This is a genomic window from Pseudomonas khavaziana, assembly GCF_019145205.1.
In the GTDB taxonomy this organism is placed as follows: Bacteria; Pseudomonadota; Gammaproteobacteria; order Pseudomonadales; family Pseudomonadaceae; genus Aquipseudomonas; species Aquipseudomonas khavaziana.
Genome location: NZ_JAHSTT010000005.1, coordinates 168,777 through 195,760 on the forward strand (window position 1 = coordinate 168,777; position 26,984 = coordinate 195,760).

Annotated in this window: 22 protein-coding genes; 11 read left to right on the forward strand and 11 right to left on the reverse strand. The window is 62.1% G+C overall.

Annotation, left to right across the window (positions count from 1 at the left end):
- Positions 1-34 precede the first annotated feature (34 nt).
- Positions 35-2,563 carry a phosphoenolpyruvate--protein phosphotransferase gene (ptsP, locus tag KVH01_RS14300; RefSeq protein WP_217881861.1) on the forward strand — a complete coding sequence of 843 codons (2,529 nt, stop codon included), beginning with the start codon at positions 35-37 and terminating at the stop codon, positions 2,561-2,563.
- Positions 2,564-2,565: 2 nt separating this feature from the next.
- Positions 2,566-2,844, forward strand: coding sequence for a PTS transporter subunit EIIB (locus KVH01_RS14305; RefSeq protein WP_217881862.1), 279 nt, complete (start codon positions 2,566-2,568; stop codon positions 2,842-2,844).
- A gap of 123 nt (positions 2,845-2,967) precedes the next feature.
- Here the strand turns inward: KVH01_RS14305 and mltF are convergent, their stop codons facing one another.
- On the reverse strand, positions 2,968-4,428 hold the full coding sequence (gene mltF, locus KVH01_RS14310; RefSeq protein ID WP_217881863.1) for a membrane-bound lytic murein transglycosylase MltF: 1,461 nt from the start codon (positions 4,426-4,428) through the stop codon (positions 2,968-2,970).
- Between the two features lie 286 nt (positions 4,429-4,714).
- Here mltF and purL point away from each other — a divergent pair, with 286 nt between their 5' ends.
- The 3 genes from purL to KVH01_RS14325 all read left to right on the forward strand — a co-directional run bounded on the left by purL (position 4,715) and on the right by KVH01_RS14325 (position 9,653).
- A complete protein-coding gene (purL, locus tag KVH01_RS14315) occupies positions 4,715-8,611 on the forward strand; it encodes a phosphoribosylformylglycinamidine synthase (RefSeq protein ID WP_217881864.1) in 3,897 nt (1,298 codons plus the stop codon).
- A gap of 4 nt (positions 8,612-8,615) precedes the next feature.
- Positions 8,616-8,927: an NGG1p interacting factor NIF3 gene (locus KVH01_RS14320; protein ID WP_068967666.1), complete on the forward strand. Its 312-nt coding sequence runs from the start codon at positions 8,616-8,618 to the stop codon at positions 8,925-8,927.
- Positions 8,928-9,389: 462 nt separating this feature from the next.
- Entirely contained in the window at positions 9,390-9,653 is a 264-nt protein-coding gene (locus KVH01_RS14325) for a DUF6124 family protein (protein ID WP_046069417.1), read from the forward strand.
- A 116-nt stretch (positions 9,654-9,769) separates the two neighbouring features.
- Here the strand turns inward: KVH01_RS14325 and nagE are convergent, their stop codons facing one another.
- The 7 genes from nagE to KVH01_RS14360 form a co-directional block, all read right to left on the reverse strand.
- On the reverse strand, positions 9,770-11,476 hold the full coding sequence (nagE, locus tag KVH01_RS14330; RefSeq protein ID WP_217881865.1) for an N-acetylglucosamine-specific PTS transporter subunit IIBC: 1,707 nt from the start codon (positions 11,474-11,476) through the stop codon (positions 9,770-9,772).
- A 26-nt stretch (positions 11,477-11,502) separates the two neighbouring features.
- On the reverse strand, positions 11,503-14,013 hold the full coding sequence (gene ptsP / locus KVH01_RS14335; protein WP_217882028.1) for a phosphoenolpyruvate--protein phosphotransferase: 2,511 nt from the start codon (positions 14,011-14,013) through the stop codon (positions 11,503-11,505).
- Between the two features lie 29 nt (positions 14,014-14,042).
- Positions 14,043-15,053, reverse strand: a complete 1,011-nt coding sequence (locus KVH01_RS14340) for an SIS domain-containing protein (RefSeq protein ID WP_404822067.1) — start codon at positions 15,051-15,053, stop codon at positions 14,043-14,045.
- Entirely contained in the window at positions 15,046-16,152 is a 1,107-nt protein-coding gene (nagA, locus tag KVH01_RS14345; RefSeq protein ID WP_217881867.1) for an N-acetylglucosamine-6-phosphate deacetylase, read from the reverse strand. The genes KVH01_RS14340 and nagA overlap by 8 nt, the downstream gene beginning before the upstream one ends.
- A gap of 10 nt (positions 16,153-16,162) precedes the next feature.
- Positions 16,163-16,921, reverse strand: a complete 759-nt coding sequence (locus KVH01_RS14350) for a GntR family transcriptional regulator (RefSeq protein ID WP_043046851.1) — start codon at positions 16,919-16,921, stop codon at positions 16,163-16,165.
- Positions 16,922-17,184: 263 nt separating this feature from the next.
- The gene (locus KVH01_RS14355; protein WP_217881868.1) at positions 17,185-17,688 is read right to left on the reverse strand and encodes a L,D-transpeptidase family protein; all 504 of its coding nucleotides are present in this window, start codon (positions 17,686-17,688) and stop codon (positions 17,185-17,187) included.
- 37 nt (positions 17,689-17,725) lie between these two features.
- The gene (locus KVH01_RS14360; RefSeq protein WP_003193976.1) at positions 17,726-18,274 is read right to left on the reverse strand and encodes an NUDIX hydrolase; all 549 of its coding nucleotides are present in this window, start codon (positions 18,272-18,274) and stop codon (positions 17,726-17,728) included.
- Positions 18,275-18,421: 147 nt separating this feature from the next.
- Here KVH01_RS14360 and KVH01_RS14365 point away from each other — a divergent pair, with 147 nt between their 5' ends.
- The 5 genes from KVH01_RS14365 to purT all read left to right on the forward strand — a co-directional run bounded on the left by KVH01_RS14365 (position 18,422) and on the right by purT (position 21,638).
- Complete coding sequence (locus KVH01_RS14365) at positions 18,422-19,024, forward strand: CoA pyrophosphatase (RefSeq protein ID WP_046069410.1); 603 nt, start codon at positions 18,422-18,424, stop codon at positions 19,022-19,024.
- A gap of 35 nt (positions 19,025-19,059) precedes the next feature.
- Positions 19,060-19,584: a gamma carbonic anhydrase family protein gene (locus KVH01_RS14370; RefSeq protein ID WP_005791135.1), complete on the forward strand. Its 525-nt coding sequence runs from the start codon at positions 19,060-19,062 to the stop codon at positions 19,582-19,584.
- The gene (locus KVH01_RS14375; RefSeq protein ID WP_217881869.1) at positions 19,581-19,796 is read left to right on the forward strand and encodes a DUF1289 domain-containing protein; all 216 of its coding nucleotides are present in this window, start codon (positions 19,581-19,583) and stop codon (positions 19,794-19,796) included. Before KVH01_RS14370 ends, KVH01_RS14375 begins: the two co-directional genes overlap by 4 nt.
- Positions 19,797-19,919: 123 nt before the next feature.
- The gene (locus KVH01_RS14380) at positions 19,920-20,387 is read left to right on the forward strand and encodes a preQ0 transporter (RefSeq protein ID WP_078822237.1); all 468 of its coding nucleotides are present in this window, start codon (positions 19,920-19,922) and stop codon (positions 20,385-20,387) included.
- A gap of 69 nt (positions 20,388-20,456) precedes the next feature.
- On the forward strand, positions 20,457-21,638 hold the full coding sequence (gene purT / locus KVH01_RS14385; protein ID WP_043046855.1) for a formate-dependent phosphoribosylglycinamide formyltransferase: 1,182 nt from the start codon (positions 20,457-20,459) through the stop codon (positions 21,636-21,638).
- Positions 21,639-21,730: 92 nt separating this feature from the next.
- On the opposite strand, the gene KVH01_RS14390 is transcribed toward purT, so the two are convergent.
- The 3 genes from KVH01_RS14390 to KVH01_RS14400 all read right to left on the reverse strand — a co-directional run bounded on the left by KVH01_RS14390 (position 21,731) and on the right by KVH01_RS14400 (position 25,363).
- Complete coding sequence (locus KVH01_RS14390; RefSeq protein WP_217881870.1) at positions 21,731-23,044, reverse strand: MFS transporter; 1,314 nt, start codon at positions 23,042-23,044, stop codon at positions 21,731-21,733.
- Between the two features lie 255 nt (positions 23,045-23,299).
- Complete coding sequence (locus KVH01_RS14395) at positions 23,300-24,538, reverse strand: transporter associated domain-containing protein (protein WP_217881871.1); 1,239 nt, start codon at positions 24,536-24,538, stop codon at positions 23,300-23,302.
- Between the two features lie 12 nt (positions 24,539-24,550).
- Entirely contained in the window at positions 24,551-25,363 is an 813-nt protein-coding gene (locus tag KVH01_RS14400) for a cytochrome C assembly family protein (RefSeq protein ID WP_043046858.1), read from the reverse strand.
- A 219-nt stretch (positions 25,364-25,582) separates the two neighbouring features.
- Here KVH01_RS14400 and ffh point away from each other — a divergent pair, with 219 nt between their 5' ends.
- Positions 25,583-26,959, forward strand: a complete 1,377-nt coding sequence (gene ffh / locus KVH01_RS14405; protein ID WP_010207982.1) for a signal recognition particle protein — start codon at positions 25,583-25,585, stop codon at positions 26,957-26,959.
- The last annotated feature ends 25 nt before the right edge of the window (positions 26,960-26,984 follow it).

The following is a 26,984-nucleotide window of genomic DNA, read 5'->3' on the forward strand; positions in this document are numbered from 1 at the left end:
TGATTCTTAAAGAACAACACAAACAGGTGAAGTCATGACCCCATCTCAACCCCTGGAACTGCTGGCGCCCCTGTCCGGGGTGCTGCTGGCGCTGGATCAGGTACCCGACCCAGTGTTTTCCAGTCGCGTGATCGGCGACGGCCTGTGCATCGATCCCACCTCGCAGACGCTCTGCGCGCCGCTGGCCGGCGTGATCAGCAATATCCAGGACAGCGGCCATGCGGTGAGTGTCACCGACGACAACGGCGTGCAGGTGCTGTTGCATATCGGCCTGGACACCGTGAACCTGGCGGGCCAGGGCTTCACCCGCCTGGTCGAAGAAGGCCAGCGGGTGGTGGCCGGGCAACCGCTGCTTGAATTCGACGCCGACTACGTGGCGCTCAATGCCCGCAGTCTGCTGACCCTGATGCTGGTCGTCAGTGGCGAGCCATTTGTATTGCTGGCGCCCGATCAGGGCGTTGTCGAGGAAGGCCGGCCACTGTTGCGAGTGTCGCCCGGGCAAGCGTCGTCAGAAGCCGATGAAGAGGAGGGCGATGCGCTGTTCTCCAAGCCCCTGACCTTGCCCAACGCCAACGGCTTGCACGCTCGCCCAGCGGCAGTGCTTGCCCAGGCGGCGAAAGGGTTCAGTTCAAGCATTTACCTGCACAAGCAAACCCAGAGCGCGAATGCCAAGTCACTGGTGGCGATCATGGCGCTGCAGACGTCCCGGGGCGATAGCCTGCAAGTGAGTGCGGCGGGCACCGATGCCGAGGCGGCGATCCAGGCGCTGGTGGCGCTGTTGCAGGACGGCTGTGGCGAGACGGTGGCGGCGGTCGAAGTAGTCAAGCCTGCCGCGCCGGTATCATCGGATAGCTTGATGCGGGGCGTGTGTGCATCACCGGGCTCGGCGTTTGGCCAGGTCGTCCAAGTGGCCGAACCGGCGCTGAATATTCCTGAAACCGGTGCTGGCGAAACCTTCGAGCGTGCCGCATTGGCGCGTGGCCTGCGGGCGGCAGCCGAAGCGCTGCAGGCATTGCAAGACAAGGCCGCCGGCAGTGCCCAGGCCGAAATTTTCCGTGCCCATCAGGAATTGCTCGAAGACCCGACCCTGCTGGAGCAAGCCCACGGCCTGCTCGCCCAAGGCAAGAGCGCCGCCTTTGCCTGGAACAGCGCCACGCTGGCGACCGCGAAACTCTTCGAAGGCTTGGGCAAGGCGCTGCTCGCCGAGCGTGCGGCGGACCTGGCCGATGTCGGCCAGCGCGTGCTCAAGCTGATCCTGGGTGTTCCCGAACGGTCATTGGACCTGCCTGAGTGCGCCATCCTGGTCGCCGAACAACTCACGCCCTCGCAAACCGCCGGCCTGGATACCAGCAAGGTGCTGGGTTTTGTCACTGTCGCCGGTGGGGCTACCAGCCACGTGGCCATCCTCGCCCGGGCGCTCGGCCTGCCGTCCATTTGCGGTGTACCGGCCCATGTATTGGCCCTGGCCAACGGCAAACGAGTACTGCTCGACGCCGACAAAGGCGAGCTTCACCTGGAACCGGACCTGGCTGAAATCGAACAACTGCAAGCGGTTCGCCAACAGCAAAAGCTGCGGCTGCAGCGTGAAATCGCACAGGCATCCCTGGCGGCAATCACTCGCGACGGCCATCACGTCGAAGTCACGGCCAACGTCGCCTCGCTGCAGGAAGTCGAGCAGTCCCTGACCCTGGGTGGTGAAGGCGTGGGCCTGCTGCGTTCGGAGTTCCTCTACCTGGACCGCAACCGTGCCCCGAGCCCGGAGGAACAAGCCGGCACCTATAGCGCCATCGCCCGTGCCCTTGGCACCGAACGCAATCTGGTGGTGCGCACCCTGGACGTGGGAGGCGACAAACCCTTGGCCTATGTGCCAATGGAAAGCGAGACCAACCCGTTCCTGGGCCTGCGCGGTATTCGGTTGTGCCTGGAACGCCCCGAACTGCTGCGCGAACAGTTTCGCGCGATCCTCGCCAGTGCGGGCTTGGCGCGGCTGCATATCATGCTGCCGATGGTCAGCCTGCTCTGCGAGCTGCACCTGGCGCGCCGGATGCTCGAAGAAGAAGCGCTGGCGCTCGGGCTCACCGAATTGCCCAAGCTGGGCATCATGATTGAAGTGCCTTCGGCGGCGTTGATGGCGGATGTGTTTGCACCCCATGTGGATTTCTTTTCCATCGGCACCAATGACCTGACCCAATACACACTGGCCATGGACCGCGATCACCCGCGCCTGGCCAGCCAGGCCGACAGCTTCCATCCCGCCGTGCTGCGCCTGATCGCCAGCACCGTCAAGGCGGCCCACGCCCATGGCAAGTGGGTAGGCGTGTGTGGTGCGCTGGCCTCTGAGCCATTGGCGGTGCCGGTGTTGATCGGACTTGGGGTGGATGAACTGTCGGTCAGCGTGCCGCTGATTCCGAGCATCAAGGCCACCGTACGCGAACTGGAACTGGTCGACTGCCAACTCATCGCCCGCCAGGTGCTGGGCCTGGAGGAAGCCGGCCAAGTGCGTGAGGCCCTGCGCCTGTTCCACGCGGCCACCGTTGAAACCTCACCTGTCGTGGAGCACTGAGCATGTTCGAGAAATTGCAGCGGGCATTCTGGAAAGCCCTGACCCCGGACCTGATTGCCGAGACGCTTGAAGCGCCGACCCCCAGTCTGTTGGCCGCCGATGTGCTGAGTGCCTTGGGCGGCGCCGAGAATCTCAAGTCACAACAGCGTGTGGCGCTGACGCGGGTGAGGGTGCAGTTGCAGGATGCGGGGCGGTTGGATGAGGCGGCGTTGAAGGCGGCGGGTGTAGCAGGCGTGATGGTGTTGTCGGGCGGCGTAGTCCACCTGCTCACCGGCCTTTAAGCCAAGCGCAGATCAAAATGTGGGAGGGGGCTTGCTCCCGATGGCGGTGGATCAGTCACTGTAGTAGTGACTGGCACCAGGCTATCGGGAGCAAGCCCCCTCCCACATTGGTATTCAGTGTTCTTATAATTGCGGGCTGTCCTGCGGCGGCTTGGTCTTGTCCACACCCGGCACATGCAGGTTGCCTTCAACCACCTGGTCGCCTTCCAGCTGCGGCTGGGTCACCCAGGTAAGGATGTCGTAGTAACGCCGGATGTTCGCCACAAAGTGCACCGGCTCGCCGCCCCGGGCGTAGCCGTAGCGGGTCTTGCTGTACCACTGCTTCTGCGACAGGCGCGGCAGCATCTTCTTCACGTCCAGCCACTTGTTCGGGTTCAGGCCTTCCTTCTTCGCCAGGATGCGAGCGTCTTCCAAGTGGCCGGTGCCCACATTATAGGCGGCGAGGGCGAACCAGGTGCGATCAGGCTCGGCGATCTTGCCGTCCAGCTCATCCTTGATCTTGGCGAGGTACTTGGCGCCGCCCATGATGCTCTGTTTGGCATCCAGGCGGTTGGACACACCCATGGCCTGCGCGGTGTTCTGGGTCAGCATCATCAGGCCGCGCACGCCGGTCTTGGAGGTAACGGTCGGCTGCCATAGAGACTCCTGGTAACCGATGGCTGCCAGTAGCCGCCAATCGACCTTTTCAGCCTTGGCATAGGCGCGAAAGTGCTTCTCGTACTTGGGCAGGCGCTGTTGCAGGTGCTGGGCGAAGGTATAGGCACCCACATAGCCGAGTACATCGACATGCCCGTAATAGCGATCTTTCAGACGCTGCAGCGTGCCATTCTTTTCGACCTTGTCCAGGTAGCCGTTGATCTCATTGAGCAGGCTGTTGTCGTCGCCGGCGGCCACGGCCCAGCTCTGGTGGCTGGCGTTGCCGAGGTCGAATGCTACGCGCACGTTGGGGAAGTACACCTGGTTCATCGCTACTTCGTTGGAGTCCACCAGGGTCAGGTCGATCTGACCCTCGTCGACCATGCGCAGCAGATCGACTACTTCAACGGCGTCGGATTCTTCGTATTCGATTGCAGGATTCTGCTTTTTCAACGCCGCCAGTTGCTCGGCGTGGGTGCTGCCCTTGAGCACCATGATCTTCTTGCCCACAAGGTCAGCAGCATTGGTCGGGCGCGATTGGCCGTTGCGGTAGATGATCTGCGGGGTCACTTCCAGGTACGGGTGGGAAAAGCGCACCTGCTGCTGGCGCTGTTCGCTGCTGACCAGGCCCGCGGCGGCGAGTACCGGGCCGTTGGGCTTGCCCAACTGGTTGAACAGGTCGTCGAGGTTGTCGGCGGTCTCGATTTCCAGCTTTACTCCCAGTTCGTCGGCGAAGCGCTTGACCAGCTCGTATTCGAAACCGGTTTCACCGTTGCGGTCCTGGAAATAGGTGGCCGGGCTGTTCCGGGTGACCACCCGCAATACGCCATCCTCCTTGATTCGCTCGAGGGTGCTGGGTTTGTCAACACAGGCACTGAGCATCAGGAAGAGCAAGGTGGCGATGAGCCATTTGACCCATCGCGGGCGCAAAACGGTTGGGGAGAACATCTGCGCAGTATACGCAAACGGCCCACGGCGCCATATCTCGACAGCGGCGCACTTGTCTGCTAGCGCCGCCCAAACTGTGCTGCAGCCCGCAGAAACGCGGCTTGGCGAGCGATTGTGATGGTTAAAATAACTGCGCCCAACGCCGTGGATAACACCGCGATTGCGTGCAAAGCGTGCCAACTGACGTTCGGCTGCGGCCACCGGTAGCGTTTCGGGTGCCGTTGGCGAAGGTTTACGCTAGAATGCACGGCCTCAAAGCACACCCCCTTCCGAGGCTGTCCCGAAGATGTTGATCCTGCGCGGCGCTCCTGCCCTTTCTGCCTTTCGCCACAGCAAACTCCTTGAGCAACTGAGCCAGAAGGTTCCAGCTGTTACAGGCCTGTATGCTGAATTTGCTCACTTCGCCGACGTAACCGGCGTCTTGACCGCCGACGAACAGCAAGTGCTGGCACGCCTTCTGAAGTACGGCCCAAGCGTTCCCGTGCAAGAGCCGACCGGCCGCTTGTTCCTGGTTCTGCCGCGGTTCGGCACCATCTCGCCCTGGTCGAGCAAGGCCAGCGATATCGCCCGCAACTGTGGCCTGGATAAAATCCAGCGCCTGGAGCGTGGTATCGCTTTCTATGTCGCCGGCCAGTTCAGTGATGCCGACGCCGAGCTGATCGCCAGCAGCCTGCACGACCGCATGACCCAGATCATCGTCGGCCAGCTTGAACAGGCTGCCGGCCTGTTCAGCCACGCTGAGCCCAAGCCGCTGACCGCGATTGACGTGCTTGGTGGTGGCCGCGCCGCCCTCGAGAAGGCCAACACCGAGCTGGGCCTGGCCCTGGCCGAAGACGAGATCGACTACCTGGTCAACGCCTTCACCGGCTTGAAGCGCAACCCCCACGACATCGAACTGATGATGTTCGCCCAGGCCAACTCCGAGCACTGCCGTCACAAGATCTTCAACGCCAGTTGGGATATTGACGGTCAGAGCCAGGAAAAAAGCCTGTTCGGCATGATCAAGAACACCTACGTGATGCACAGCGAAGGCGTTCTGTCGGCTTATAAAGACAACGCCTCGGTCATCGTCGGCTCTGTCGCCGGCCGCTTCTTCCCGGACCCGGAAACCCGCCAGTACGGCGCGGTGCAGGAGCCTGTGCACATCCTGATGAAGGTCGAGACCCACAACCACCCGACCGCGATTGCCCCATTCCCGGGCGCGGCCACCGGTTCGGGCGGTGAAATCCGCGACGAAGGCGCCACCGGCCGTGGCGCCAAGCCCAAGGCGGGCCTCACCGGTTTCACCGTGTCCAACCTGCAGATCCCGGGCTTCGAACAGCCGTGGGAAGTGCCGTACGGCAAGCCTGAGCGCATCGTCACCGCGCTGGACATCATGATCGAAGGCCCGCTGGGCGGCGCCGCGTTCAACAACGAATTCGGGCGCCCGGCGCTGACCGGTTACTTCCGGACCTTCGAGCAGTCCATCACCACCCCCCGTGGCGATGAAGTGCGCGGTTATCACAAGCCGATCATGTTGGCTGGGGGCATGGGCAACATCCGTGAAGAACACGTCAAGAAAGGCGAGATTCTGGTCGGCTCCAAGCTGATCGTGCTCGGCGGCCCGGCGATGTTGATCGGCCTGGGCGGCGGCGCGGCCTCTTCCATGGCCACCGGCACCAGCTCGGCAGATCTGGACTTCGCTTCCGTACAGCGTGAAAACCCTGAGATGGAACGCCGTTGCCAGGAAGTCATCGACCGTTGCTGGCAGTTGGGTGACAAGAACCCGATCAGCTTCATCCACGACGTCGGCGCCGGTGGTTTGTCCAACGCCTTCCCGGAACTGGTCAATGATGGCGACCGTGGTGGCCGCTTCGAACTGCGCAACATTCCAAACGACGAGCCGGGCATGGCCCCGCACGAGATCTGGAGTAACGAATCCCAGGAACGCTACGTGCTGGCCGTCGGCCCTGAAGACTTCGCACGCTTCCAGGCCATCTGCGAACGCGAGCGCTGCCCGTTTGCCGTGGTCGGCGAAGCCACTGCCGAGCCGCAGCTGACGGTTACCGATAGCCACTTCGGCAACAGCCCGGTAGACATGCCGCTGGAAGTGCTGCTGGGCAAAGCCCCACGCATGCACCGTTCGGCCGTACGCGAAAGCGAACTGGGCGATGATTTCGACCCAAGCACGCTGGAGCTGGCCGACAGCATCGAACGCGTGCTGCACCACCCGGCCGTAGCAAGCAAAAGCTTTTTGATCACCATCGGCGACCGTACCATCACTGGCCTGGTGGCCCGTGACCAAATGGTCGGCCCATGGCAGGTGCCGGTGGCCGACGTTGCCGTCACCGCCACCAGCTTCGACGTCTACACCGGTGAAGCCATGGCCATGGGCGAGCGCACGCCGCTGGCACTGCTGGACGCACCCGCGTCGGGCCGCATGGCCATTGGTGAAACCCTGACCAACATCGCCGCCTCGCGCATTGGCAAGCTGTCCGACATCAAGTTGTCGGCCAACTGGATGTCCGCTGCCGGCCACCCGGGTGAAGATGCGCGCCTGTACGACACCGTCAAGGCTGTTGGCATGGAGCTGTGCCCGGAACTGGGGATCACCATCCCGGTGGGCAAGGACTCCATGTCCATGGCCACCCGTTGGAACGAAGATGGCACCGACAAGAGCGTGACCTCGCCGCTGTCGCTGATCGTTACCGGCTTTGCGCCGGTCACCGACATCCGCCAGACCCTGACCCCGCAACTGCGCATGGACAAGGGCACCACCGACCTGATCCTGATCGACCTGGGCCGTGGCCAGAACCGCATGGGCGCCTCGATCCTCGCGCAAACCCACGGCAAGTTGGGCAAACAGGCACCGGACGTCGATGACGCCGAAGACCTCAAAGCCTTCTTCGCCGTGATCCAGGGCCTCAACGCCGACGGTCATCTGCTGGCTTACCATGACCGTTCTGACGGCGGCTTGCTGACCAGCGTCGTGGAGATGGCCTTCGCCGGTCACTGCGGCCTGAACATCGTGCTCGACAGCGTTGCCGAGGATGCCGCCGAGATCAATGGCATCCTGTTCAACGAAGAGTTGGGCGCCGTGATCCAAGTGCGCCAGGACGCGACTCCGGACGTACTCGCACAATTCAGCGCCGCCGGCCTGGACGACTGTGTGGCGGTGATCGGCCAGCCAATCAACAACGGTGAAGTCAACATCTCCTTCAATGGCGACACCGTATTTGCCGGCCAGCGCCGCCTGCTGCAACGCCAGTGGGCCGAGACCAGCTACCAGATCCAGCGCCTGCGCGACAACGTCGAGTGCGCCGAGCAGGAGTTCGACGCGATCCTGGAAGAAGACAACCCGGGCCTGAGTACCATGCTCAGCTTCGACGTCAACCAGGACATCGCCGCGCCTTACATCAAGAAGGGCATCCGCCCACAGGTTGCCGTGCTGCGCGAGCAGGGCGTCAACGGCCAGGTGGAAATGGCGGCCGCGTTCGACCGCGCCGGCTTCAATGCGATCGACGTGCACATGAGCGATATCCTCGCCGGTCGCGTTGACCTCAATGAGTTCAAAGGCCTGGTGGCCTGCGGTGGTTTCTCCTACGGCGACGTGCTGGGTGCCGGTGAAGGCTGGGCCAAGTCGGCCCTGTTCAACAGCCGTGCCCGCGATGCGTTCCAGGGCTTCTTCGAACGCAACGACAGCTTCACCCTGGGTGTGTGCAACGGTTGCCAGATGATGTCCAATCTTAGCGAACTGATCCCGGGCAGCGAGTTCTGGCCGCACTTTGTGCGCAACCGTTCCGAGCAGTTCGAAGCCCGTGTCGCCATGGTGCAGGTGCAGGAATCCAACTCGATCTTCCTGCAAGGCATGGCCGGTTCGCGCATGCCGATCGCCATCGCCCACGGTGAAGGCCACGCCGAGTTCGCCAGCGAAGAGGCGTTGCTCGAAGCCGACCTGTCCGGCACTGTAGCCCTGCGTTTTGTCGACAACCACGGCAAGGTCACCGAAACCTACCCGGCCAACCCGAACGGCTCGCCACGCGGGATCACCGGCCTCACCAGCCGCGACGGCCGCGTGACCATCATGATGCCGCACCCGGAGCGTGTATTCCGCGCCGTGCAGAACTCGTGGCGCCCGGAAGAGTGGAACGAAGACGGCGCCTGGATGCGCATGTTCCGCAACGCCCGCGTGTGGGTGAACTAAAGCCGTGTACAAGCTCGCCTTCTTCGTGCCCGACAGCCATGTAGAAACGGTGAAAACCGCCGTCTTCGCAGCTGGCGGCGGGCGCATCGGCGACTACGACCACTGCGCCTGGCAAGTACTGGGCCAGGGCCAATTCCGCGCGTTGGATGGCAGTCAGCCGTTTATCGGGCAGGTCGGTCAGGTTGAAGTGGTTGAGGAGTGGAAGGTTGAGTTGGTGGTGGCGGATGAGTTGATTGTGGCTGTTGTGGCTGCTCTCAAACTTAGCCACCCGTATGAGACACCGGCGTATGAGGTGTGGCAGTTGGCGGATTTTTGATTGGCTGGCTGTATAAACAAGAAACCCGCTGGGCCAGTTTGGTCAGCGGGTTTTTTGTTGCCTGTCAGGGCCTCATCGGGAGCAAGCCCCCTCCCACATTTTGAGTTGTGAATACTTTCAAATGTGGGAGGGGGCTTGCTCCCGATGGCGTCTACCCAGGCGCCTCAGACCTTTCCGATAAGCCTTTCAGGTTGTCCGTCGGAACTCGCACAACTAACCTTCTCGAGTCGCTGCCAATTCAGTGACCGGGACTGCAAGCCCGCCGATAGTTTGTTAGTGCTCAACAGCACGCCTATAATCGTGCCGCTTTCATAAAGTGGTTCGAGTCATGGTGGCTGTGTGCGGGAGACCCTCGGGTCTGCCGGGGTTCCTAACAACTCGGTCTTGCAGACCCGTACACAGCTGCCACCCATCATCTGCAAGTGATGTCGGTAGCTCCCACTTTTTGTTAGGAATTTTGCCATGATCAAAGACAGCCCAAATCCCCCATCTGACTCTCCGCCCACCGACCAAATCTTCACCGTCCTAACCAACCTGAACAGCGAAACCCTGCTCGCCAACGCCTCCCAAGACCTGGCATCCGTGCAGGCACTGGCGGGTAATCTGGCTTTTGATATCGACGGTCCGCAGCGTGATGCGGTGCTGGGGATTCATCGGATGGTGGAGGGTATTCAGTTGATGGTGGATCGGGTGCTGGATTTAGTTGAGGTGCCTGAGCAGAAGTAATCAGGCGCCTGTGAGGGCCAATCGGGAGCAAGCCCCCTCCCACATTTTGAATTGAGAACACCTTCAAATGTGGGAGGGGGCTTGCTCCCGATGAGGCCAGAAAAGCCACTACACCTCTAAACCCTGGCGCCGACCTCACTGCCACTGACCAACCGCTCCAGCGCCTCACCCAGCCCCGAGGCCTTGTCACCAATCAACAGGTGCCAAACACCGCTATCCAATTGGCTCACACCTTGGCAACCGAGCAGTGTGAGCTGAGCTTCAGACAACACCGAATCGTCCCCCAATTCCACCCGCAACCGTGTCATCGCTACCGCTTCCAGCTGGCGCACATTCCCTCGGCCACCCAAGGCGCTCAGCCATTTCTCGGCCTCCTGCACATTCACCGCCACCGGCTTATCCACAGGTGCAACCGTCACAGGTGCACGGGCAACAAATGAAGGCATGGCCAAGCGAATTTCATCAGCAATGCTGTCCGCCATCGGCCCGACTACTACCTGCAAACTGCCGCCGTTGCCCGGCCGCACCACGGCCATGGCGCCCAGCGCTTTAAGTTCCGCATCCACCGCTTTGTTGCGATCAACCATGTCCAAGCGCAGGCGCGTAGTGCAGGCACCGACACTCAACAAATTCTCTGCGCCGCCCAGCGCCTGGATGTAAGCCGTGGCGCGCTGGTTATCGCTCATCGCTTCGGCCTGCACCACCTGGATATCTTCCCGGCCTGGCGTCTTCAGGTTGAAGCGGCGGATGCAATAGGTGAAGACCGAGTAGTAGATCAGCGCGTAAGCCAAGCCAACCGGGAACACCAGCCAGCCATTGGTGGACTTGCCCCAACCGAGCACCATGTCGATAAACCCGCCGGAGAAGGTAAACCCGAGGTGGATATCCAGCATATTGGTGACCGCCATTGACAGGCCGGTGAGCAGTGCGTGGATGAGATACAGGAACGGTGCCAGGAACATGAAGGCAAATTCAATCGGTTCAGTCACCCCGGTCAAAAACGAAGTCAGCGCCATGGACAGGAAAATCCCGCCCATCACTTTGCGGCGTTCCGGCAACGCATTGCGGTACATCGCCAGGCACGCAGCGGGCAGGCCGAACAGCATCACCGGGAACATGCCGGTCATGAACTGGCCGCCTTTCGGGTCGCCAGCGAAGTAGCGGGTCAGGTCGCCCGTCACCACCGCGCCGGTGACCGGATCGGTAAAGCTGCCGAACACGAACCACGCCATGTTGTTGAGGATGTGGTGCAACCCGGTGACGATCAGCAGGCGGTTGAACACGCCAAACACGAAGGCACCGAAGCTGCCGCTTTCCATCAGCAACACGCCGAAGCTGTTGATGCCGTGCTGGATCGGCGGCCAGATCAGGCCGAAGATCACGCCCAGGCCCACCGCCGAAAAGCCGGTGACAATCGGCACAAACCGTCGCCCACCAAAGAACGCCAGGTACTCCGGTAGCTTGATGTCCTTGAAGCGGTTATACAGCCCGCCCGCCATCAGGCCACTGGCGATACCGGCGAGCATGCCCATGTTGATGGTGGTATCCATCACCTTGAGAGTCGAGATCATCACCAGGTAGCCAATCGCCCCGGCCAGGCCTGCCGTGCCGTTGTTGTCGCGGGCAAAGCCCACGGCGATGCCGATGGCGAAGATCAGCGCCAGGTTGGCGAAGATCGCCTGCCCGGCATCGTGCATCACCGCGATGTTGAGCAAGTCGGTGTCGCCCAGGCGCAGCAAGAGGCCGGCGATTGGCAGGATCGCAATCGGCAGCATCAGGGCGCGGCCCAGGCGTTGCAGGCCTTCGATAAAGTGTTGGTACATGGCGTGTCTCCCTATTCTTGTTGTTTTCAGCTCAGCGGCCAGTGGTGTTGACAGGCTTGGCGAACGGCCTTGGCGCTGCTCAGGTCGAGCAGTTCATGGCTCAGTTGCCGGCATTGCGCCGCGTCCAGATGACGGATGCGGTCCTTGATTTCGCCGATCTGCGGCGGGCTCACCGATAGCTCGCTGACCCCCAGGCCGACCAGTACCGGCGTGGCCAGTGGGTCAGACGCCAGGGCGCCACACACGCCGACCCAACGCCCGTGTTTCGCCGCGCCCGCGCAGGTCTGGGCGATCAGGCGCAGCAGCGCCGGGTGCAGGGCGTCGACCCGGGCGGCCAGGCCTGCGTGATCGCGGTCCATGGCAAGGGTGTACTGGGACAGGTCATTGGTGCCGATGGACAAAAAGTCAGCATGTTTGGCCAACTGCTCGGCCATCAGCGCGGCGGCGGGCACTTCGATCATCACGCCCAATTCGGGGCGCTGCGTCAGCTCAAGCTCCACGCACAGTTCATCCAGGCGCTGGCGAATCTGCAGCAATTCATCCACTTCGCTGACCATCGGCAGCAGGATGCGGCAACGCGCCAATGGCGAGACCTGCAACAGGGCACGCAGTTGCTGGTCGAGCAGTTCCGGGCGCACCTGGGCCATGCGAATACCGCGCAGGCCCAGTACCGGGTTGGCCTCGACAGGCAGCGGCAGGTAATCGAGCTGCTTGTCGCCACCCACATCGATGGTGCGGATGATCACCGATTTGTCGCCCATTGCATCCAGCACGGCTTGATAGGCCTGGCGTTGCTCCTGCTCATCCGGCGCGGTACGGCGGTCGACGAACAGAAATTCAGTGCGCAGCAGGCCGACGCCATCGGCGCCGTTGTCAAACGCCACCTGGGCCTCGGCGCTGGAGGCGACATTCGCGGCGACTTCAACCGTTACACCGTCGACGGTGCACGCCGGTTGCCGGGCTTGGGCCTGCTGTTGCTGGCGCCGCAGTTTCTGCGTTTCGCGAATCTGATGAACCTCGGCGTGGCGTGTTTCGCTAGGGGCCAGTTCCAGGCGCCCGTTGGCGGCGTCGAGCACCACCCGTTGACCTTGGGGCACATCAAGCACTTCACTGCCCAGCGCCACCACACAAGGCAAGCCTTTGCCCCGGGCCAAAATCGCCACATGGGAAGTCGCGCCGCCTTCGGCCATGCAGATGCCCGCGGCCTGTTGCGCGCTCAGTTGCAGCAAGTCCGAGGGCGTCAGCTCATGGGCGCTGACAATCGCCCCCGCCGGCAATTCGAAATGCCAGGCTTCACCCAGCAACGCCCGCAGCACCCGTTGTTGCAGGTCACGCAGGTCATTGGCGCGCTCGGCAAACAGTGGCTTGCCCAACGCCAGCAGCACGGCGCATTGGGCCTGGATCGCATCACGCCAGGCGTGGGTGGCGGCGCTGCCCTGTTCGATGGCGGCGGTGGCTGCGTCGAGTAACGCCGGGTCTTCCAGCAGGGCGAGGTGGGCGGCGAAGATCTCTTCTTCCTCGACGTTCTTGCGTTGGCGCGCCTGGTCCAGCGTATTGCGGATTTCGCCGCGCACTTGCTCAAGGGCGGCATCCAGGCTTTGCAGTTGTTCGTCGACGCTATGATTGCCGCTGTCTTGCGGCAGCTCGATGCCCGTCAGGCGGAACAATGGCCCACATACCAGGCCCGGTGCCGCGCATACGCCCTGCAGCACATTGGCTTCGGTATTCGCCCGGCGTGGCGTGGCAACGACCGGCGCGTGATGCTCCTCGTGGATCGCCACGGACAGCGCGGCGACCAATGCCTGTAACGCCGCCTCGCCATCCTTGCCGCGGCAGGTCACCCGTACCTCGTCACTTTCACCAATACCCAGCCCCATCAGGCCGATCAGGCTGTCGCAAGCCGCGGTCTTATCACCGAAGTGCAGCTGTGATTGGCTGCTGAAGCCCTGGGCAGTCTTGCGGATCAGCGCGGCAGGGCGCGCATGCAAGCCGCCACGGTGGGTGATGCGTACCGTGGCGCTCACTTCTGCGACCGAGTTATCCACAGCGGTTTGAGCCGGTGCGGATGTACGCAGGGCAATCCGCATCAGCGCTTCACCGACCTTCACGGTCTTGCCCGCGATGGGTTGCAGCTCGAAGCGGTCACTGTTGGTCAGGATGATCAGGCTCACCAGGCTTTTACACTGGCGCGCAATACGGTCCAGATCAAACTGCACCAACGGCTGGCCCTCGCTCACCCGTGCGCCATCCTTCACCAGCAAGGCAAAGCCTTCGCCATTGAGCTCCACGGTGTCGATGCCCACATGCATCAGCACTTCGGCACCGTTGTCGGCGCGGATGGTCAGTGCATGCCCGGTGCGGGCGACATGGACGATCACGCCGTCACAGGGCGCGTGCAGGCTATCGCTCAGCGGGTCGATGGCCAGGCCATCGCCCATGGCGCCGCTGGCGAATACTTCGTCGGGAACGTTGCCCAGGGCCAGCACCGGCCCGCTTAAGGGGGCGCTGAGGGTCAGTACATTATTGTTGTTGGACATGGGCACGGTACTCATCAGGAAAACGCCACTCAGTGAGTGCGGGTGACTTTGCTCAGGTGACGCGGCTGGTCCGGGTCCATGCCCCGTGCCTCAGCCAGGCCGGCGGCCATCACGTAGAAGCTCTGGATCGCCAGGATCGGGTCCAGGCTCGGGTGTTCGGCGCGGCTCAGGGTCAGGTCACGCTCGGCGATATCATCTGGCGCGGCCAGCAGTACGCGGGCGCCGCGTTGGCGCATATCGGCGGCCAGGCTCAACAGGCCGGCTTGTTCGGCACCGCGTGGGGCGAATACCAACAGCGGGTAGTTCTTGTCGATCAAGGCCATCGGCCCATGGCGCACCTCGGCGCTGCTGAAGGCTTCGGCCTGGATCGCCGAGGTTTCCTTGAGCTTGAGCGCGGCTTCCTGGGCGATGGCAAACCCGGCACCCCGACCGATCACCATCAATTGCTGGCAGTCGCGCAGGGCCTCGATAGCTTGAGTCCAATCCTGCTTGGCGGCTTCACGCAAACCGTCGGGCAGCGCCTGGCAGGCTTGAAGCAACTCGGTTTCCTGATTCCATTGGCCAATCAACTGCGCGCTGGCGCTGAGGGTGGCGATAAAGCTCTTGGTTGCGGCCACGCTTTGTTCCGAACCGGCGCACAGCGGCACATGGAATTCACAGGCGGCTTCCAGCGGCGAGTCTTCGGCATTCACCAGCGAGATGCTCAGGGCGCCACGTTTGCGCAGTAGACGCAGGCTGTTGACCAGGTCCGGGCTCTGTCCCGACTGGGAAAAGCCAAACGCCACCTGGCCGCTGACTTTCATCGGCGCCTGCAACAGGGTCACCACCGACATCGGCAACGACGCCACCGGGATGCCCACATGCTGCATGGCCAGGTAGGCGAAGTAACTGGCGGCGTGGTCGGAACTGCCGCGGGCGATGGTCATCGCCACTTGCGGCGGCTGACGGCGCAGGCGACCGGCCACTTCTTCCAGCAGCGGGTTCAGGCGTTGCAGTTGTGCCGCAACGGCGTCGCAGGAGGCCAGGGCCTCTTCAAGCATTTTTGAAGTCAATGGTGTCTCCTTCGACCATTACGTCGGTGAGTGTCAGGGAACGGTCCAGGCGCACGCAGTCGGCGAAGCTGCCGGGTTGCAGGCGGCCGCGTTCTTCCAGGCCCAGGTAGTCCGCAGGAAATTGCGACAGGCGCTGTGAGGCTTCGCTGATGGGCAGGCCGATCTTCACCAGATTGCGCAGCGCCTGGTCCATGGTCAGGGTGCTGCCGGCCAGGGTGCCGTCGGCCAGGCGCACGCCACCCAGGCATTTGGTCACGGTGTGGCTGCCCAGTTTGTATTCGCCGTCGGGCATGCCGGCGGCGGCAGTGGAGTCAGTGACGCAGTACAGGCATGGGATCGAGCGCAAGGCCACGCGCATGGCGCCGGGGTGTACGTGGAGCAGGTCCGGGATCAGTTCGGCGTATTGGGCATGGGCCAGCGCGGCACCGACGATGCCGGGTTCGCGATGATGCAGCGGGCTCATGGCGTTGTACAAATGGGTGAAGCTGGTGGCGCCGGCGGCGAGGGCGGCGACGCCTTCCTCATAGCTGCCCAGGGTGTGGCCGATCTGCATGCGCACGCCGCGTTCGCTGAGGGCGCGGATCAGGCCGTCATGGCCGGCGATTTCCGGGGCGATGGTGATTACCCGAATTGGCGCCAGGCGCAAATAGGCTTCGACTTCGGCCATCAACGCGGTGTGGGCGAAGTTGGGTTGCGCGCCGAGTTTGCCCGGGTTGATATAAGGGCCTTCCAGGTGCACACCGAGCACCCGCGCACTGCCGGCCGGGCGTTGCTCGCAGAAGTTGCCGAGTTCACTGAGGACCTGGGAGATTTCATCCACCGGGGCAGTCATGGTGGTGGCCAGCAGCGAGGTGGTACCAAAGCGCACGTGGGTGCGGGTAATGGTCTCAAAGGCTTGCGCACCTTCCATGATGTCGGCACCGCCACCGCCGTGCACATGCAGGTCAATAAAGCCTGGCAGCAGGTAGGGCAGGTCGTTGTCAGCCGGGTCGCAAGGTGTGCCTTCGATGGCAACCACCTTGCCGTGCTCGTGCACCAGGCGGCCGCGAATCCAGCCACTGGGCGTGAGGATATTGTCTTCTGGCATGGGCAGTTCTCTAGAGTCGCAATTCAGCGGAATAGTCGTGGCGACGCAGCTCTGCGACAAAGTCGTAGTAGTCGTTGCGGCAGTAGGTATCGGTAATTTCAATCGGCGTGTTGTCGGCGGTGTAGCCCACGCGGGTCATCAGCAGCATGGCGGTGCCGGGGGCGATGCCCACCAGCTTGGCGAATTCGTCCGAGGCATTGATTGCCTGGATATGTTGCAGGGCGCGCACGATGGGCTTGCCGATGCCTTCCAGGTATTCGTACAGCGAATTGCCGATGGCTTGCGGGTGCGGCAACACCGAGGCGGGCATGGCGGTCATTTCAATTGCCATCACCGTGTCATCGGCTTTGCGCAAACGCTTGAGGCGCGCCACTTTGTCGGTGGGCGACAGGCAAAGGCGGATCAGCTCTTCGTGGGTCGGCGGGGTGATGTCGCGCTCCAGCCACTGTGACGTGGGAACAAAGCCCTTGAGCCGCAGCATTTCGCTGAACCCCGACAAGCGCGACAAAGGTTGTTCCAGGCGCGGTGTGATGAAGGTGCCAGAGCCTTGGCTGCGTCGGATCAGGCCCTGGGCAAACAGCACTTCCAAGGCTTTGCGGGCGGTGACCCGCGAGATGCTCAACTGCTCGCTGAGGGCGCGTTCCGACGGCAGGGCCTGCTCGGATTTCCACTGGCCGGCGTGGATCGCCGCTTCAAGGTTGCGGGCCAGTTGCAGGTACAGTGGCGTGGATTGCTTGTCGTCGGGGCGCAGCGTCAGGATGGGGTTCATCTGTGAAGTTTCCGATGCGGTTATTGGAGTGTTGTCGCCCGGTAATGGCCGGAAATTAATACCACTTAAATACCATGTCAATGCCACCAAAACGGTGCGATCCCCGGTTTCAGGGCTCCTTAATGGGGCTTGGTATCAAGTGGTATTAGAGAGGTCTTTGTGTCGCGCACAAGTGCACTGTCCCGCGCGGTGAACTGGTATTCACCGGCAGGCGCTGCTGGAGGCAGGAATTATTTTCGAATTATTTTACGAGCGGCACGAAATTACGGCCGGATCTCGATCAGGGTGCCGTCCTTGACCAGGTTCCAGACTTCACGCATATCCACATTACGCATGCCGATGCAGCCGTCGGTCCAGTCCAGGGTGTGGAACCACTGCTCCGGGTAGTCCTCGGTATCGGGCGTGCCATGAATCATGATCATGCTGCCCGGTTTCACCCCCTCGCGGCGGGCGCGTGCGGCGTCGCTGATGTTCGGGTAGGAGATGTGCATGGCCAGGTTGAAGCGATCGCTGGTCTTGCGCCAGTCGATCCAGTAGAGACCTTCGGGCGTGCGGCGGTCGCCTTCGATCAGCTTGTGGCCCTTGGGGTTCTTGCCCAGGGAAATGCGGTAGGTCTTGAACGGTTTGCCGTCGTTGATCAGTTGCAATTGGTGGGCGGACTTGAGCACCAGGACTTTCTCGACCGTTCTACCGCCAAGGGTTTGCACCGTGGCGGCCGGGGACAGCGTGGCGAACGACAGGCAGATCAGAGCAAGCAACCAACGCATTGAAACGGTATCCCTTTGGCGACGATCGGCCGGCTTGTTATTGGGCGGGCTTGGACAGCGGTGGCACGGACTCGCTGCGCACCGGGTAGGCCTGTTGGCGACGGTCAGCGAAGAAGCATTCTAAGGTACGCCCGACTGTGCGGAAAGCCAGCTCGGACCAAGGGATATCGGCTTCGTCGAACAGCCTCACTTCCAGGCTTTCCTGGCCAGCGGCGAAGTCCAGGTCGATCAGTTCGGCGCGGTAGAAGATATGCACCTGGCTGATGTGCGGCACATTGATCAGGGTATAGATGCTCAGGTTGCGCACCCGGGCGCAGGCTTCTTCCAGGGTTTCACGCATGGCGGCCTGTTCGACGGTCTCGCCATTTTCCATAAAGCCGGCGGGCAGGGTCCAGTAACCCAGGCGTGGCTCGATGGCGCGGCGGCACAGCAGCACCTGGTCGCCCCACACCGGCACGGTACCCGCGACGATGTTGGGATTCTGGTAATGAATGGTCGAGCAGTGATCACACACATAACGCAGGCGTGCGTCGCCCTCGGGAATGCGTTGGGTAACCGGTTTACCGCACTGGCTGCAGAAATTCATGCTGGGTTTCCTGAACAATGGGCACATCTTGGCTTGGTGCCGGGCGTTCCTGCAAGTTGTCGTTTCGCGACATGCACCGGGTTTTGGGCTTGGGCGCCTGCACGCTTTGGTGCATGATGCAAGGTAGCCAACAGACCGAGATGACTCATGCTGGACGAGCTACTTCGCCGGGTAAGCAATCACACCCCTCACACCTTGGAAACTGACGGGCGTTTCCCCGAGGCCGCGGTACTGGTGCCGATTACCCGCAGTGACGAACCTGAGCTGATCCTGACCCTGCGCGCCAGCGGCCTGTCGACCCATGGTGGCGAAGTGGCCTTTCCTGGCGGGCGCCGCGACCCTGACGACCCGGACCTGATCTTCACCGCCTTGCGCGAGGCCGAAGAAGAAATCGGCCTGCCACCCGGCTTGGTCGAGGTGATCGGGCCGTTGAGCCCATTGATTTCCCTGCATGGCATTCGCGTAACGCCCTACGTGGGCGTCATTCCCGATTACGTCGAATACCTGGCCAACGACGCCGAAATCGCCGCCGTCTTCAGCGTACCCCTGGAGTTTTTCCGACAGGACCCACGCGAACATACCCACCGGATTGATTATCAGGGTCGCAGTTGGTACGTGCCCAGCTACCGGTTCGGCGAATACAAGATCTGGGGCCTGACGGCAATCATGATTGTCGAGCTGATCAATCTGCTCTATGACGATGCCAAGATCAGCCTGCACCAGCCGCCCAAGAGTTTTATCAATATCTAAGCCATCGCATGAATGGCAAGCCGTGAGGGAAAACCATGAAATACCGCCTGGGCGATGCCCGCGTCGAGACCCATCCCAACAGTTGGGTCGCACCGAATGCCACGCTGGTGGGCAAGGTCAAGCTGGAGGAGGGCGCCAACGTCTGGTTCAACGCGGTGTTGCGCGGTGATAACGAGCTGATCCTGATCGGCAAGAACAGCAACGTGCAGGACGGCAGCGTGATGCACACCGACATGGGCTACCCGCTGACCCTCGGCACCGGCGTGACCATCGGCCATAACGCCATGCTGCACGGCTGCAGCGTCGACGACTACAGTTTGATCGGCATCAACGCCGTGATCCTCAACGGTGCCAAGATCGGCAAGCACTGCATCATCGGCGCCAATTCGCTGATCGGCGAAGGCAAGGAAATTCCCGACGGTTCGCTGGTGATGGGCTCGCCTGGCAAAGTCGTGCGTGAGCTGACCGAGGCGCAGAAACGTATGCTCGAGGCCAGTGCCGCGCACTATGTGCATAACTCGCAGCGCTATGCCCGAGACTTGGTTGAGCAGGAAGAATGAGTGCGGTTGATCGGCCTGTTGCCTCTCCGTGCGTGAGTATTTGCGCGCTGGATGAGGACGATATCTGCACCGGTTGCCAGCGCAGCGTGGATGAGATCACGCGCTGGAGTCGCATGGATAACGCCGAGCGCCGGGTGGTGCTGGGGTTGTGCCATGAGCGGGCGCTGGCGAGTGGGATGATGTGGATGACCCCTGGGAAATCTGGCGCCTGACTGCCCCCCCTGTAGGAGCGAGCTTGCTCGCGAAAAACCCAAGAACACCGCGTATAGTCAGATTCCCCGCGTCATCGTTAACGTTTTTCGCGAGCAAGCTCGCTCCTACAGGTTTTCTGCCCCATGTTTTTCCTGATCGCCTACATCAGCAGCGTCGTGCTGATCAACTTCGCCTTCTCCACTGCCCCGCACCTGGACGTCATCTGGTCTGCCTGGGGTGGCTTGGTATTTATCCTGCGCGACATGGTGCAAACCCGCTTCGGCCACGGTGCCATCATCGCCATGCTGGCGGCGCTGGTGCTGTCGTATATCACCTCCGATCCATCCATTGCCCTGGCCAGTGCCACGGCGTTCGCGGTGTCCGAGTGCATCGACTGGCTGGTATTCAGCATCACCAAGCGCCCGCTGCATGACCGCCTGTGGATAAGTTCGGCGCTGAGCATTCCCCTCGATACCTTTATCTTTTTCGGCCTGATCGGTGCGCTGACGCCTGCGGTGGCCGGTACTGCGCTGGTGTCGAAGTTCGCCGGGGTCACGGTGGTGTGGTTGATCATGGCCTGGCGCCTGCGCAAGCGTGCCGTCGCCAACTGAGGCCAATTCTTGCAGTTCATGTAAAATGCCGGCCTTTCTCCCCATGATCCGCTCCCCTGAGGACCTGAGATGACCCGAATCGGAACTCCATTGTCGCCAACCGCGACCCGTGTTTTGCTGTGTGGCTGCGGTGAGCTGGGCAAGGAAGTGGTAATCGAGCTGCAACGCCTGGGCGTTGAAGTGATTGCCGTGGATCGTTACGCCAACGCGCCGGCCATGCAGGTGGCGCACCGTAGCCATGTGATCAACATGCTCGACGGCGCCGCCCTGCGTGCGGTGATCGAGGCGGAGAAGCCACATTTCATCGTGCCGGAAATCGAAGCCATCGCCACTGCGACCCTGGTGGAACTGGAAGCCGAAGGCTTCACGGTGATCCCGACCGCCCGCGCCACATCGCTGACCATGAACCGCGAAGGCATCCGTCGCCTGGCCGCCGAAGAGCTGGACCTGCCGACCTCACCGTATCACTTCGCCGACACCTTTGAAGACTACAGCAAGGCCGTCCAGGACCTGGGCTTCCCCTGCGTGGTCAAGCCGGTGATGAGTTCGTCGGGTAAGGGCCAGAGCCTGCTGCGCAGCGCAGAAGATGTGCAAAAAGCCTGGGATTACGCCCAGGAAGGCGGGCGTGCCGGTAAAGGCCGGGTGATCATCGAAGGCTTTATCGATTTTGACTACGAAATCACCCTGCTGACCGTGCGTCATGTTGGCGGCACCACTTTCTGTGCACCGGTTGGTCATCGTCAGGAGAAGGGCGACTATCAGGAATCCTGGCAGCCACAGGCCATGAGCCCGATTGCCCTGGCCGAGTCCGAGCGCGTTGCCAAGGCGGTAACCGAAGCCCTGGGCGGCCGCGGTCTGTTTGGTGTGGAGTTGTTCATCAAGGGCGATCAGGTGTGGTTCAGCGAAGTGTCGCCGCGCCCACATGACACCGGTCTGGTGACCCTTATTTCCCAGGACCTGTCGCAGTTTGCCCTGCACGCCCGTGCCATCCTCGGCCTGCCGATCCCGTTGATCCGTCAGTTCGGGCCTTCGGCGTCGGCGGTGATCCTGGTGGAAGGGCAGTCGACCCAGACCGCGTTTGCTAATCTGGGCGCGGCGTTGAGTGAGCCGGACACGGCGTTGCGCCTGTTTGGCAAGCCAGAGGTCAACGGCCAGCGCCGCATGGGTGTGGCGTTGGCGCGGGATGAGTCGATTGAAGCGGCTCGTGCCAAGGCGACCCGGGCCTCCCAAGCGGTTGTTGTAGAGCTCTAAAAGCATCGGAAGCAAGCCCCCTCCCACATTTAACTGCGTATAACCTCTGGAATGCGGTCGAATGTGGGAGGGGGCTTGCTCCCGATAGCGGTTTATCCGGCGACCTTGTTCAAATCATTATCCCGCGTCTCTTTCAGGCACAGCACCGCAATCAAGCTCAACAACGCTGCCGCCGACACATACCCACCGACATAACTCAGCCCACCCATCGCCACCAGCTTGGTCGCGAAGAACGGTGCTGCAGACGCCCCGACAATCCCACCCAGGTTATACGCCGCCGAAGCACCGGTATAACGCACACGCGTCGGGAACAACTCCGGCAGCAGGGCACCCATCGGTGCGAAGGTCACACCCATCAGAAACAGCTCCAAAGCCAGGAACAGCGCCACGGCCCAGGTCGAGCCGTGGGTCAGCAGTGGCTCCATGGTAAAGCCCGAGAGAATCGCCAGGATCGCCCCAACGATCAGCACCGGCTTACGTCCATAACGATCACTGGCCAGCGCTGCCAGCGGCGTCGCCAAGCCCATGAACAGCACGGCAAAGCACAGTAAGCCGAGGAACGTCTCGCGGCTGTAGCCCAGTGTGGAAACGCCGTAGCTCAGGGAAAACGCCGTGGTGATGTAGAACAGCGCGTAGCACACCACCATCGACGCGGCGCCCAGAAGCACCGGCAGCCAATGCTGGCTGAACAGTTCTACCAGCGGCACTTTCACCGGCGCTTCTTTAGCGACGGCGTTGGCGAACACCGGGGTCTCGTGCAGCTTGAGGCGCGCATACAGGCCGACCATCACCAGTGCAGCGCTGAGGATGAACGGAATGCGCCAGCCCCAACTGCGGAACTGCTCGTCATCCAGGCTCATGGCCAAGATCAGGAACAAGCCGTTGGCCGCCAAAAAGCCAATCGATGGGCCCAATTGCGGAAACATGCCAAACCAGGCGCGCTTGCCCTTGGGCGCATTCTCGGTCGCCAGCAATGCCGCGCCGCCCCATTCCCCGCCAAGGCCCAGGCCCTGGCCGAAGCGCAATACACACAACAGGATCGGTGCCCAGGCGCCGATGCTGTCGTAGCCTGGCAGCAAGCCGATCAAGGTGGTGCACACGCCCATCAGCAGCAGCGAGGCCACCAGGGTGGATTTACGCCCGATACGGTCACCGAAGTGGCCGAACAACGCCGAGCCCAGCGGGCGGGCGATAAAGGCGATGCCGAAGGTCAGGAACGAGGCCAGCATCTGCGCGGTTCCGGAGCTCTGGGGAAAAAACACCGGGCCGATCACCAGTGCCGCAGCCGTGGCGTAGATATAGAAATCGTAGAACTCGATAGCGGTGCCGACGATGCTCGCCGTGGCGACACGTGCGGTCGAGTTGGTCGGCGCGGCGCTCGCAGCCTCTTGGTAGGTGGTGCTCATGGCAGTATCCCTGACGGTCATTGCGCGTTTGGACGCGGATTATTATTGGTCGAACACCCATGGATCAGGGTTGTGCGCGGGGCGGCTCGGGATGGGAGCAAACACCGGTCGGACATGATGAAGCGGTGCCTGGACACGCTGAGTGCGGGTAGCACGCGGTCGGGCGGGGCTTGGGTAAGCCGGATGGATTATAGGAAGGAGGTTGGAATTACAACAAGTGGTTGGAATGCCACATTGGATTTGGTTTGTCAGGGATTATGCGGCGACGGGCACATGGCTGGTATGCCAGATCAATACCTTGCTCACCCGGTTGTCCTCGGTCTCGAGGATTTCCAGGCGATAGCGGCCGATCTTCAGGCACACCGCGCAATCCGGAATGGTTTCCAGGGCCTCGGTCACCAGGCCGTTGAGGGTCTTGGGACCATCGCTGGGCAGGTGCCAGCCCAGGCTCTTGTTCAGTTCGCGGATCGAGGCAGCGCCGTCGATGATGTAGCGGCCATCGGTCTGGGCTTCGATATGCGGGTTATCCACAGCGTGGTCGCTTTCGAATTCGCCGACGATCTCTTCAAGAATGTCTTCCAGGGTGACAATGCCCAGCACTTCGCCGTATTCGTCCACCACCATGCCCAGGCGCCGCTGCTGCTTGTGGAAGTTCAGCAGTTGCAGTTGCAATGGCGTGCTTTCCGGGACGAAGTAGGGTTCGTGGCAGGCAGCGAGCAGCGCCTCTTTGGTCAGGCCGGCGTCGGGCAGCAGGTGCTGGACCTGCCGGGTGTTGAGCACCGCTTCGACCTGGTTGATATCGCTGTGGAACACCGGCAGGCGGGTGCGTTGGGAGCTGCGCAGTTGTTCGATGATCTCGTCGATCGAGTCATCCAGGTTGATACCGTCCACTTCGCTGCGTGGTACCAGGATGTCGTTGACGGTGATGTTATCCAGGGCGTGGATACCAGGCATCGCGGGCATGCGGTCTTCGTCGGCTTCGGGCTGCGGTTCGTTGTCGTGGTGGGGTTGGGGCTCGTCGCTGTGTTTCACCACGCCGGCCTTGCGGGCAAACGGGCGCAGCAGCAACAGGCTGATGCCATTGAGCAGCCAGGCCAGGGGGTAGAGGATTTTCAGCGGTACGCCCAGCAGGGCGTTACCAAAACCCAGCACCGCCTGTGGATGGCGGGTGGCCAGGGCGCGGGGCAGGTAGTCGGCGAGTATCAGCAGCAGGGTGCAGGAGATCAGCCAACCCAGCCATGGGCCGTTCTGCGCCCAGGCATAGATTGCCAGCAGCGTGCAGAGGATCACCACCGCGGCACGGCACAGGCTGTTGCACAGGATCAGGCTATAGCGCGGGAAGCTCAGGCGTGCGGCAGCCTTGTCGCCCTGGCGTGTACCGGGGCGCAGGGCCAGCAGGTGTTGCTGCGCGGCTTCAATGGCGGTAAACAGCGCCGCCCATAAAACCAGCAGGGCAATTACGGCGAGCATCGGCCCTAAGGGCAAGTTGTCCATGATCGCTGCCCGTCAGATATGCAGGATGTATTCGCGAACCAGCTTGCTGCCGAAATAGGCCAGCATCAGCAGGCAGAAACCGGCCAGGGTCCAGCGGATTGCCTTGTGCCCGCGCCAGCCGAGGCGGTTGCGGCCCCACAGCAACACGCTGAACACCACCCAGGCCAGGCACGCCAGCAAGGTCTTGTGCACCAGGTGCTGGGCGAACAGGTTCTCGACGAACAGCCAGCCGGAGATCAGCGATAGCGACAGCAGGGTCCAGCCGGCCCACAGGAACCCGAACAGCAGGCTTTCCATGGTTTGCAGCGGCGGGAAGTTCTTGATCAGCCCGGACGGGTGCTTGTGCTTGAGCTGGTGGTCCTGCAACAGCAGGAGCAGGGCCTGGAACACCGCGATGGTGAACATGCCGTAGGCCAGGATCGACAACAGGATATGGGCAAGGATGCCCGGTTCCTCGTCAATCACCTGCACGGTGCCAGTGGGCGCGAATTGCGCCAGCAGCACTGTCAGCATGCCCAAGGGGAATAGCAGCACCAGCAGGTTCTCGACTGGAATGCGGTAGCAGGCCAGCAGCGTCAGCGCGATGACGGCAGCGGCGATCAGGCTGGCGGCGCTGAAAAAGTCCAGGCCCAGGCCCACCGGCGTCATCAGGTGAGTGAACAGGCTGGCGGCATGGGCCAGCAGGGCCAGCACGCCAAGGCCGACGAGCAGACGTTTGTCCGCTTTGGCGCCTTGGGCCAGACGAGTGCCCTGATAGAGAGTCGCAGCGGCATACAAAATGGCGGCGGCGAGGCTGGGTAGCAAACTGGGTGACAAGGGGAGCATAAATCCTGATAGACAAGCCCGAAAGGCGCTGAGTTTGGCACACACCCGCGCTCCACGAAAGACTCCCGGGCCAGACAGCGGGTGTGCATGGGCGCAGTCTTCGCTATAATCCGCGACCTGCCCACGCCGCAGGCTCGCCGAGCGCTGTTTTTAATAGCGATTTACCACAGCCTGGGCCGCCATTACCTCGGTCTTCCATAGGGCCTGAAAGGATCGCGCATGTTTGAAAACCTGACTGACCGTCTCTCGCAGACGCTGCGCCACGTAACCGGCAAGGCCAAGCTGACCGAGGACAATATTAAAGACACCCTGCGTGAAGTGCGCATGGCGTTGCTGGAAGCCGACGTAGCCTTGCCGGTGGTGAAGGACTTCGTCAACTCGGTCAAGGAACGTGCGGTCGGCACCGAAGTGTCCCGCAGCCTGACCCCGGGTCAGGCCTTTGTGAAAATCGTCCAGGCCGAGCTCGAGAGCCTGATGGGCGCGGCCAACGAAGACCTGAACCTCAGCGCCGTGCCACCGGCCGTCGTATTGATGGCCGGTCTGCAAGGTGCGGGTAAAACCACCACCGCCGGCAAACTGGCGCGCTTCCTTAAAGAGCGCAAGAAGAAGTCCGTGATGGTGGTGTCGGCCGACGTGTACCGTCCGGCGGCCATCAAGCAGTTGGAAATGCTCGCCGGCGAAGTGGGCGTGACCTTCTTCCCGTCCGACCTGAGCCAGAAGCCGGTCGACATCGCCAATGCGGCGATTAAAGAAGCCAAGCTCAAGTTCATCGACGTGGTCATCGTCGATACCGCCGGTCGCCTGCACATCGACGAAGAGATGATGGGTGAGATCAAGGCGCTGCATGCCGCGATCAATCCGGTCGAGACGCTGTTCGTGGTCGATGCCATGACCGGCCAGGATGCGGCCAACACCGCCAAGGCCTTTGGTGACGCACTGCCGCTGACCGGCGTGATCCTCACCAAGGTCGACGGCGACGCCCGTGGCGGTGCTGCGCTGTCGGTACGCGCCATCACCGGCAAGCCGATCAAGTTCATCGGTATGGGCGAGAAGAGCGACGCGCTCGAGCCGTTCCACCCCGAGCGTATCGCTTCGCGCATCCTCGGCATGGGCGACGTGCTCAGCCTGATCGAGCAGGCCGAAGCCACGCTGGACAAGGACAAGGCCGACAAGCTGGCCAAGAAGCTGAAGAAGGGTAAGGGCTTTGACCTCGAAGACTTCCGTGACCAGCTGCAACAGATGAAGAACATGGGCGGCCTCGGCGGACTGATGGACAAGCTGCCGAACATCGGTGGCGTGAACCTGGCGCAGATGGGCAATGCCCAGGGTGCGGCAGAGAAGCAGTTCAAGCAGATGGAAGCCATCATCAACTCCATGACCCCGGCCGAGCGCCGCGACCCTGAGCTGATCAGCGGTTCGCGCAAGCGTCGGATCGCCATGGGCTCCGGCACCCAGGTGCAGGACATCGGTCGCTTGATCAAGCAGCACAAGCAAATGCAGAAGATGATGAAGAAATTCTCCGCCAAAGGCGGTATGGCCAAGATGATGCGCGGCATGGGCGGTATGTTGCCCGGCGGCGGCATGCCGAAAATGTAAAAGATTCGAGCGGGAGTTCACTCCT

What these genes read in the sequence shown, in the direction of transcription:
- KVH01_RS14305 (WP_217881862.1), top strand. Translation starts at nt 2,566, where the DNA reads ATGTTCGAGAAATTGCAGCGGGCATTCTGGAAAGCCCTGACCCCGGAC.
- KVH01_RS14375 (WP_217881869.1), top strand. Translation starts at nt 19,581, where the DNA reads ATGAGTGCGGTTGATCGGCCTGTTGCCTCTCCGTGCGTGAGTATTTGC.
- ptsP (WP_217881861.1), top strand. Translation starts at nt 35, where the DNA reads ATGACCCCATCTCAACCCCTGGAACTGCTGGCGCCCCTGTCCGGGGTG.
- KVH01_RS14350 (WP_043046851.1), bottom strand. Translation starts at nt 16,921, where the DNA reads ATGAACCCCATCCTGACGCTGCGCCCCGACGACAAGCAATCCACGCCA.
- KVH01_RS14360 (WP_003193976.1), bottom strand. Translation starts at nt 18,274, where the DNA reads ATGAATTTCTGCAGCCAGTGCGGTAAACCGGTTACCCAACGCATTCCC.
- KVH01_RS14390 (WP_217881870.1), bottom strand. Translation starts at nt 23,044, where the DNA reads ATGAGCACCACCTACCAAGAGGCTGCGAGCGCCGCGCCGACCAACTCG.
- nagE (WP_217881865.1), bottom strand. Translation starts at nt 11,476, where the DNA reads ATGTACCAACACTTTATCGAAGGCCTGCAACGCCTGGGCCGCGCCCTG.
- KVH01_RS14395 (WP_217881871.1), bottom strand. Translation starts at nt 24,538, where the DNA reads ATGGACAACTTGCCCTTAGGGCCGATGCTCGCCGTAATTGCCCTGCTG.
- KVH01_RS14325 (WP_046069417.1), top strand. Translation starts at nt 9,390, where the DNA reads ATGATCAAAGACAGCCCAAATCCCCCATCTGACTCTCCGCCCACCGAC.
- ffh (WP_010207982.1), top strand. Translation starts at nt 25,583, where the DNA reads ATGTTTGAAAACCTGACTGACCGTCTCTCGCAGACGCTGCGCCACGTA.
- mltF (WP_217881863.1), bottom strand. Translation starts at nt 4,428, where the DNA reads ATGTTCTCCCCAACCGTTTTGCGCCCGCGATGGGTCAAATGGCTCATC.
- ptsP (WP_217882028.1), bottom strand. Translation starts at nt 14,013, where the DNA reads ATGTCCAACAACAATAATGTACTGACCCTCAGCGCCCCCTTAAGCGGG.
- KVH01_RS14380 (WP_078822237.1), top strand. Translation starts at nt 19,920, where the DNA reads ATGTTTTTCCTGATCGCCTACATCAGCAGCGTCGTGCTGATCAACTTC.
- KVH01_RS14370 (WP_005791135.1), top strand. Translation starts at nt 19,060, where the DNA reads ATGAAATACCGCCTGGGCGATGCCCGCGTCGAGACCCATCCCAACAGT.
- KVH01_RS14400 (WP_043046858.1), bottom strand. Translation starts at nt 25,363, where the DNA reads ATGCTCCCCTTGTCACCCAGTTTGCTACCCAGCCTCGCCGCCGCCATT.
- purT (WP_043046855.1), top strand. Translation starts at nt 20,457, where the DNA reads ATGACCCGAATCGGAACTCCATTGTCGCCAACCGCGACCCGTGTTTTG.
- KVH01_RS14340 (WP_404822067.1), bottom strand. Translation starts at nt 15,053, where the DNA reads ATGCTTGAAGAGGCCCTGGCCTCCTGCGACGCCGTTGCGGCACAACTG.
- KVH01_RS14365 (WP_046069410.1), top strand. Translation starts at nt 18,422, where the DNA reads ATGCTGGACGAGCTACTTCGCCGGGTAAGCAATCACACCCCTCACACC.
- purL (WP_217881864.1), top strand. Translation starts at nt 4,715, where the DNA reads ATGTTGATCCTGCGCGGCGCTCCTGCCCTTTCTGCCTTTCGCCACAGC.
- nagA (WP_217881867.1), bottom strand. Translation starts at nt 16,152, where the DNA reads ATGCCAGAAGACAATATCCTCACGCCCAGTGGCTGGATTCGCGGCCGC.
- KVH01_RS14355 (WP_217881868.1), bottom strand. Translation starts at nt 17,688, where the DNA reads ATGCGTTGGTTGCTTGCTCTGATCTGCCTGTCGTTCGCCACGCTGTCC.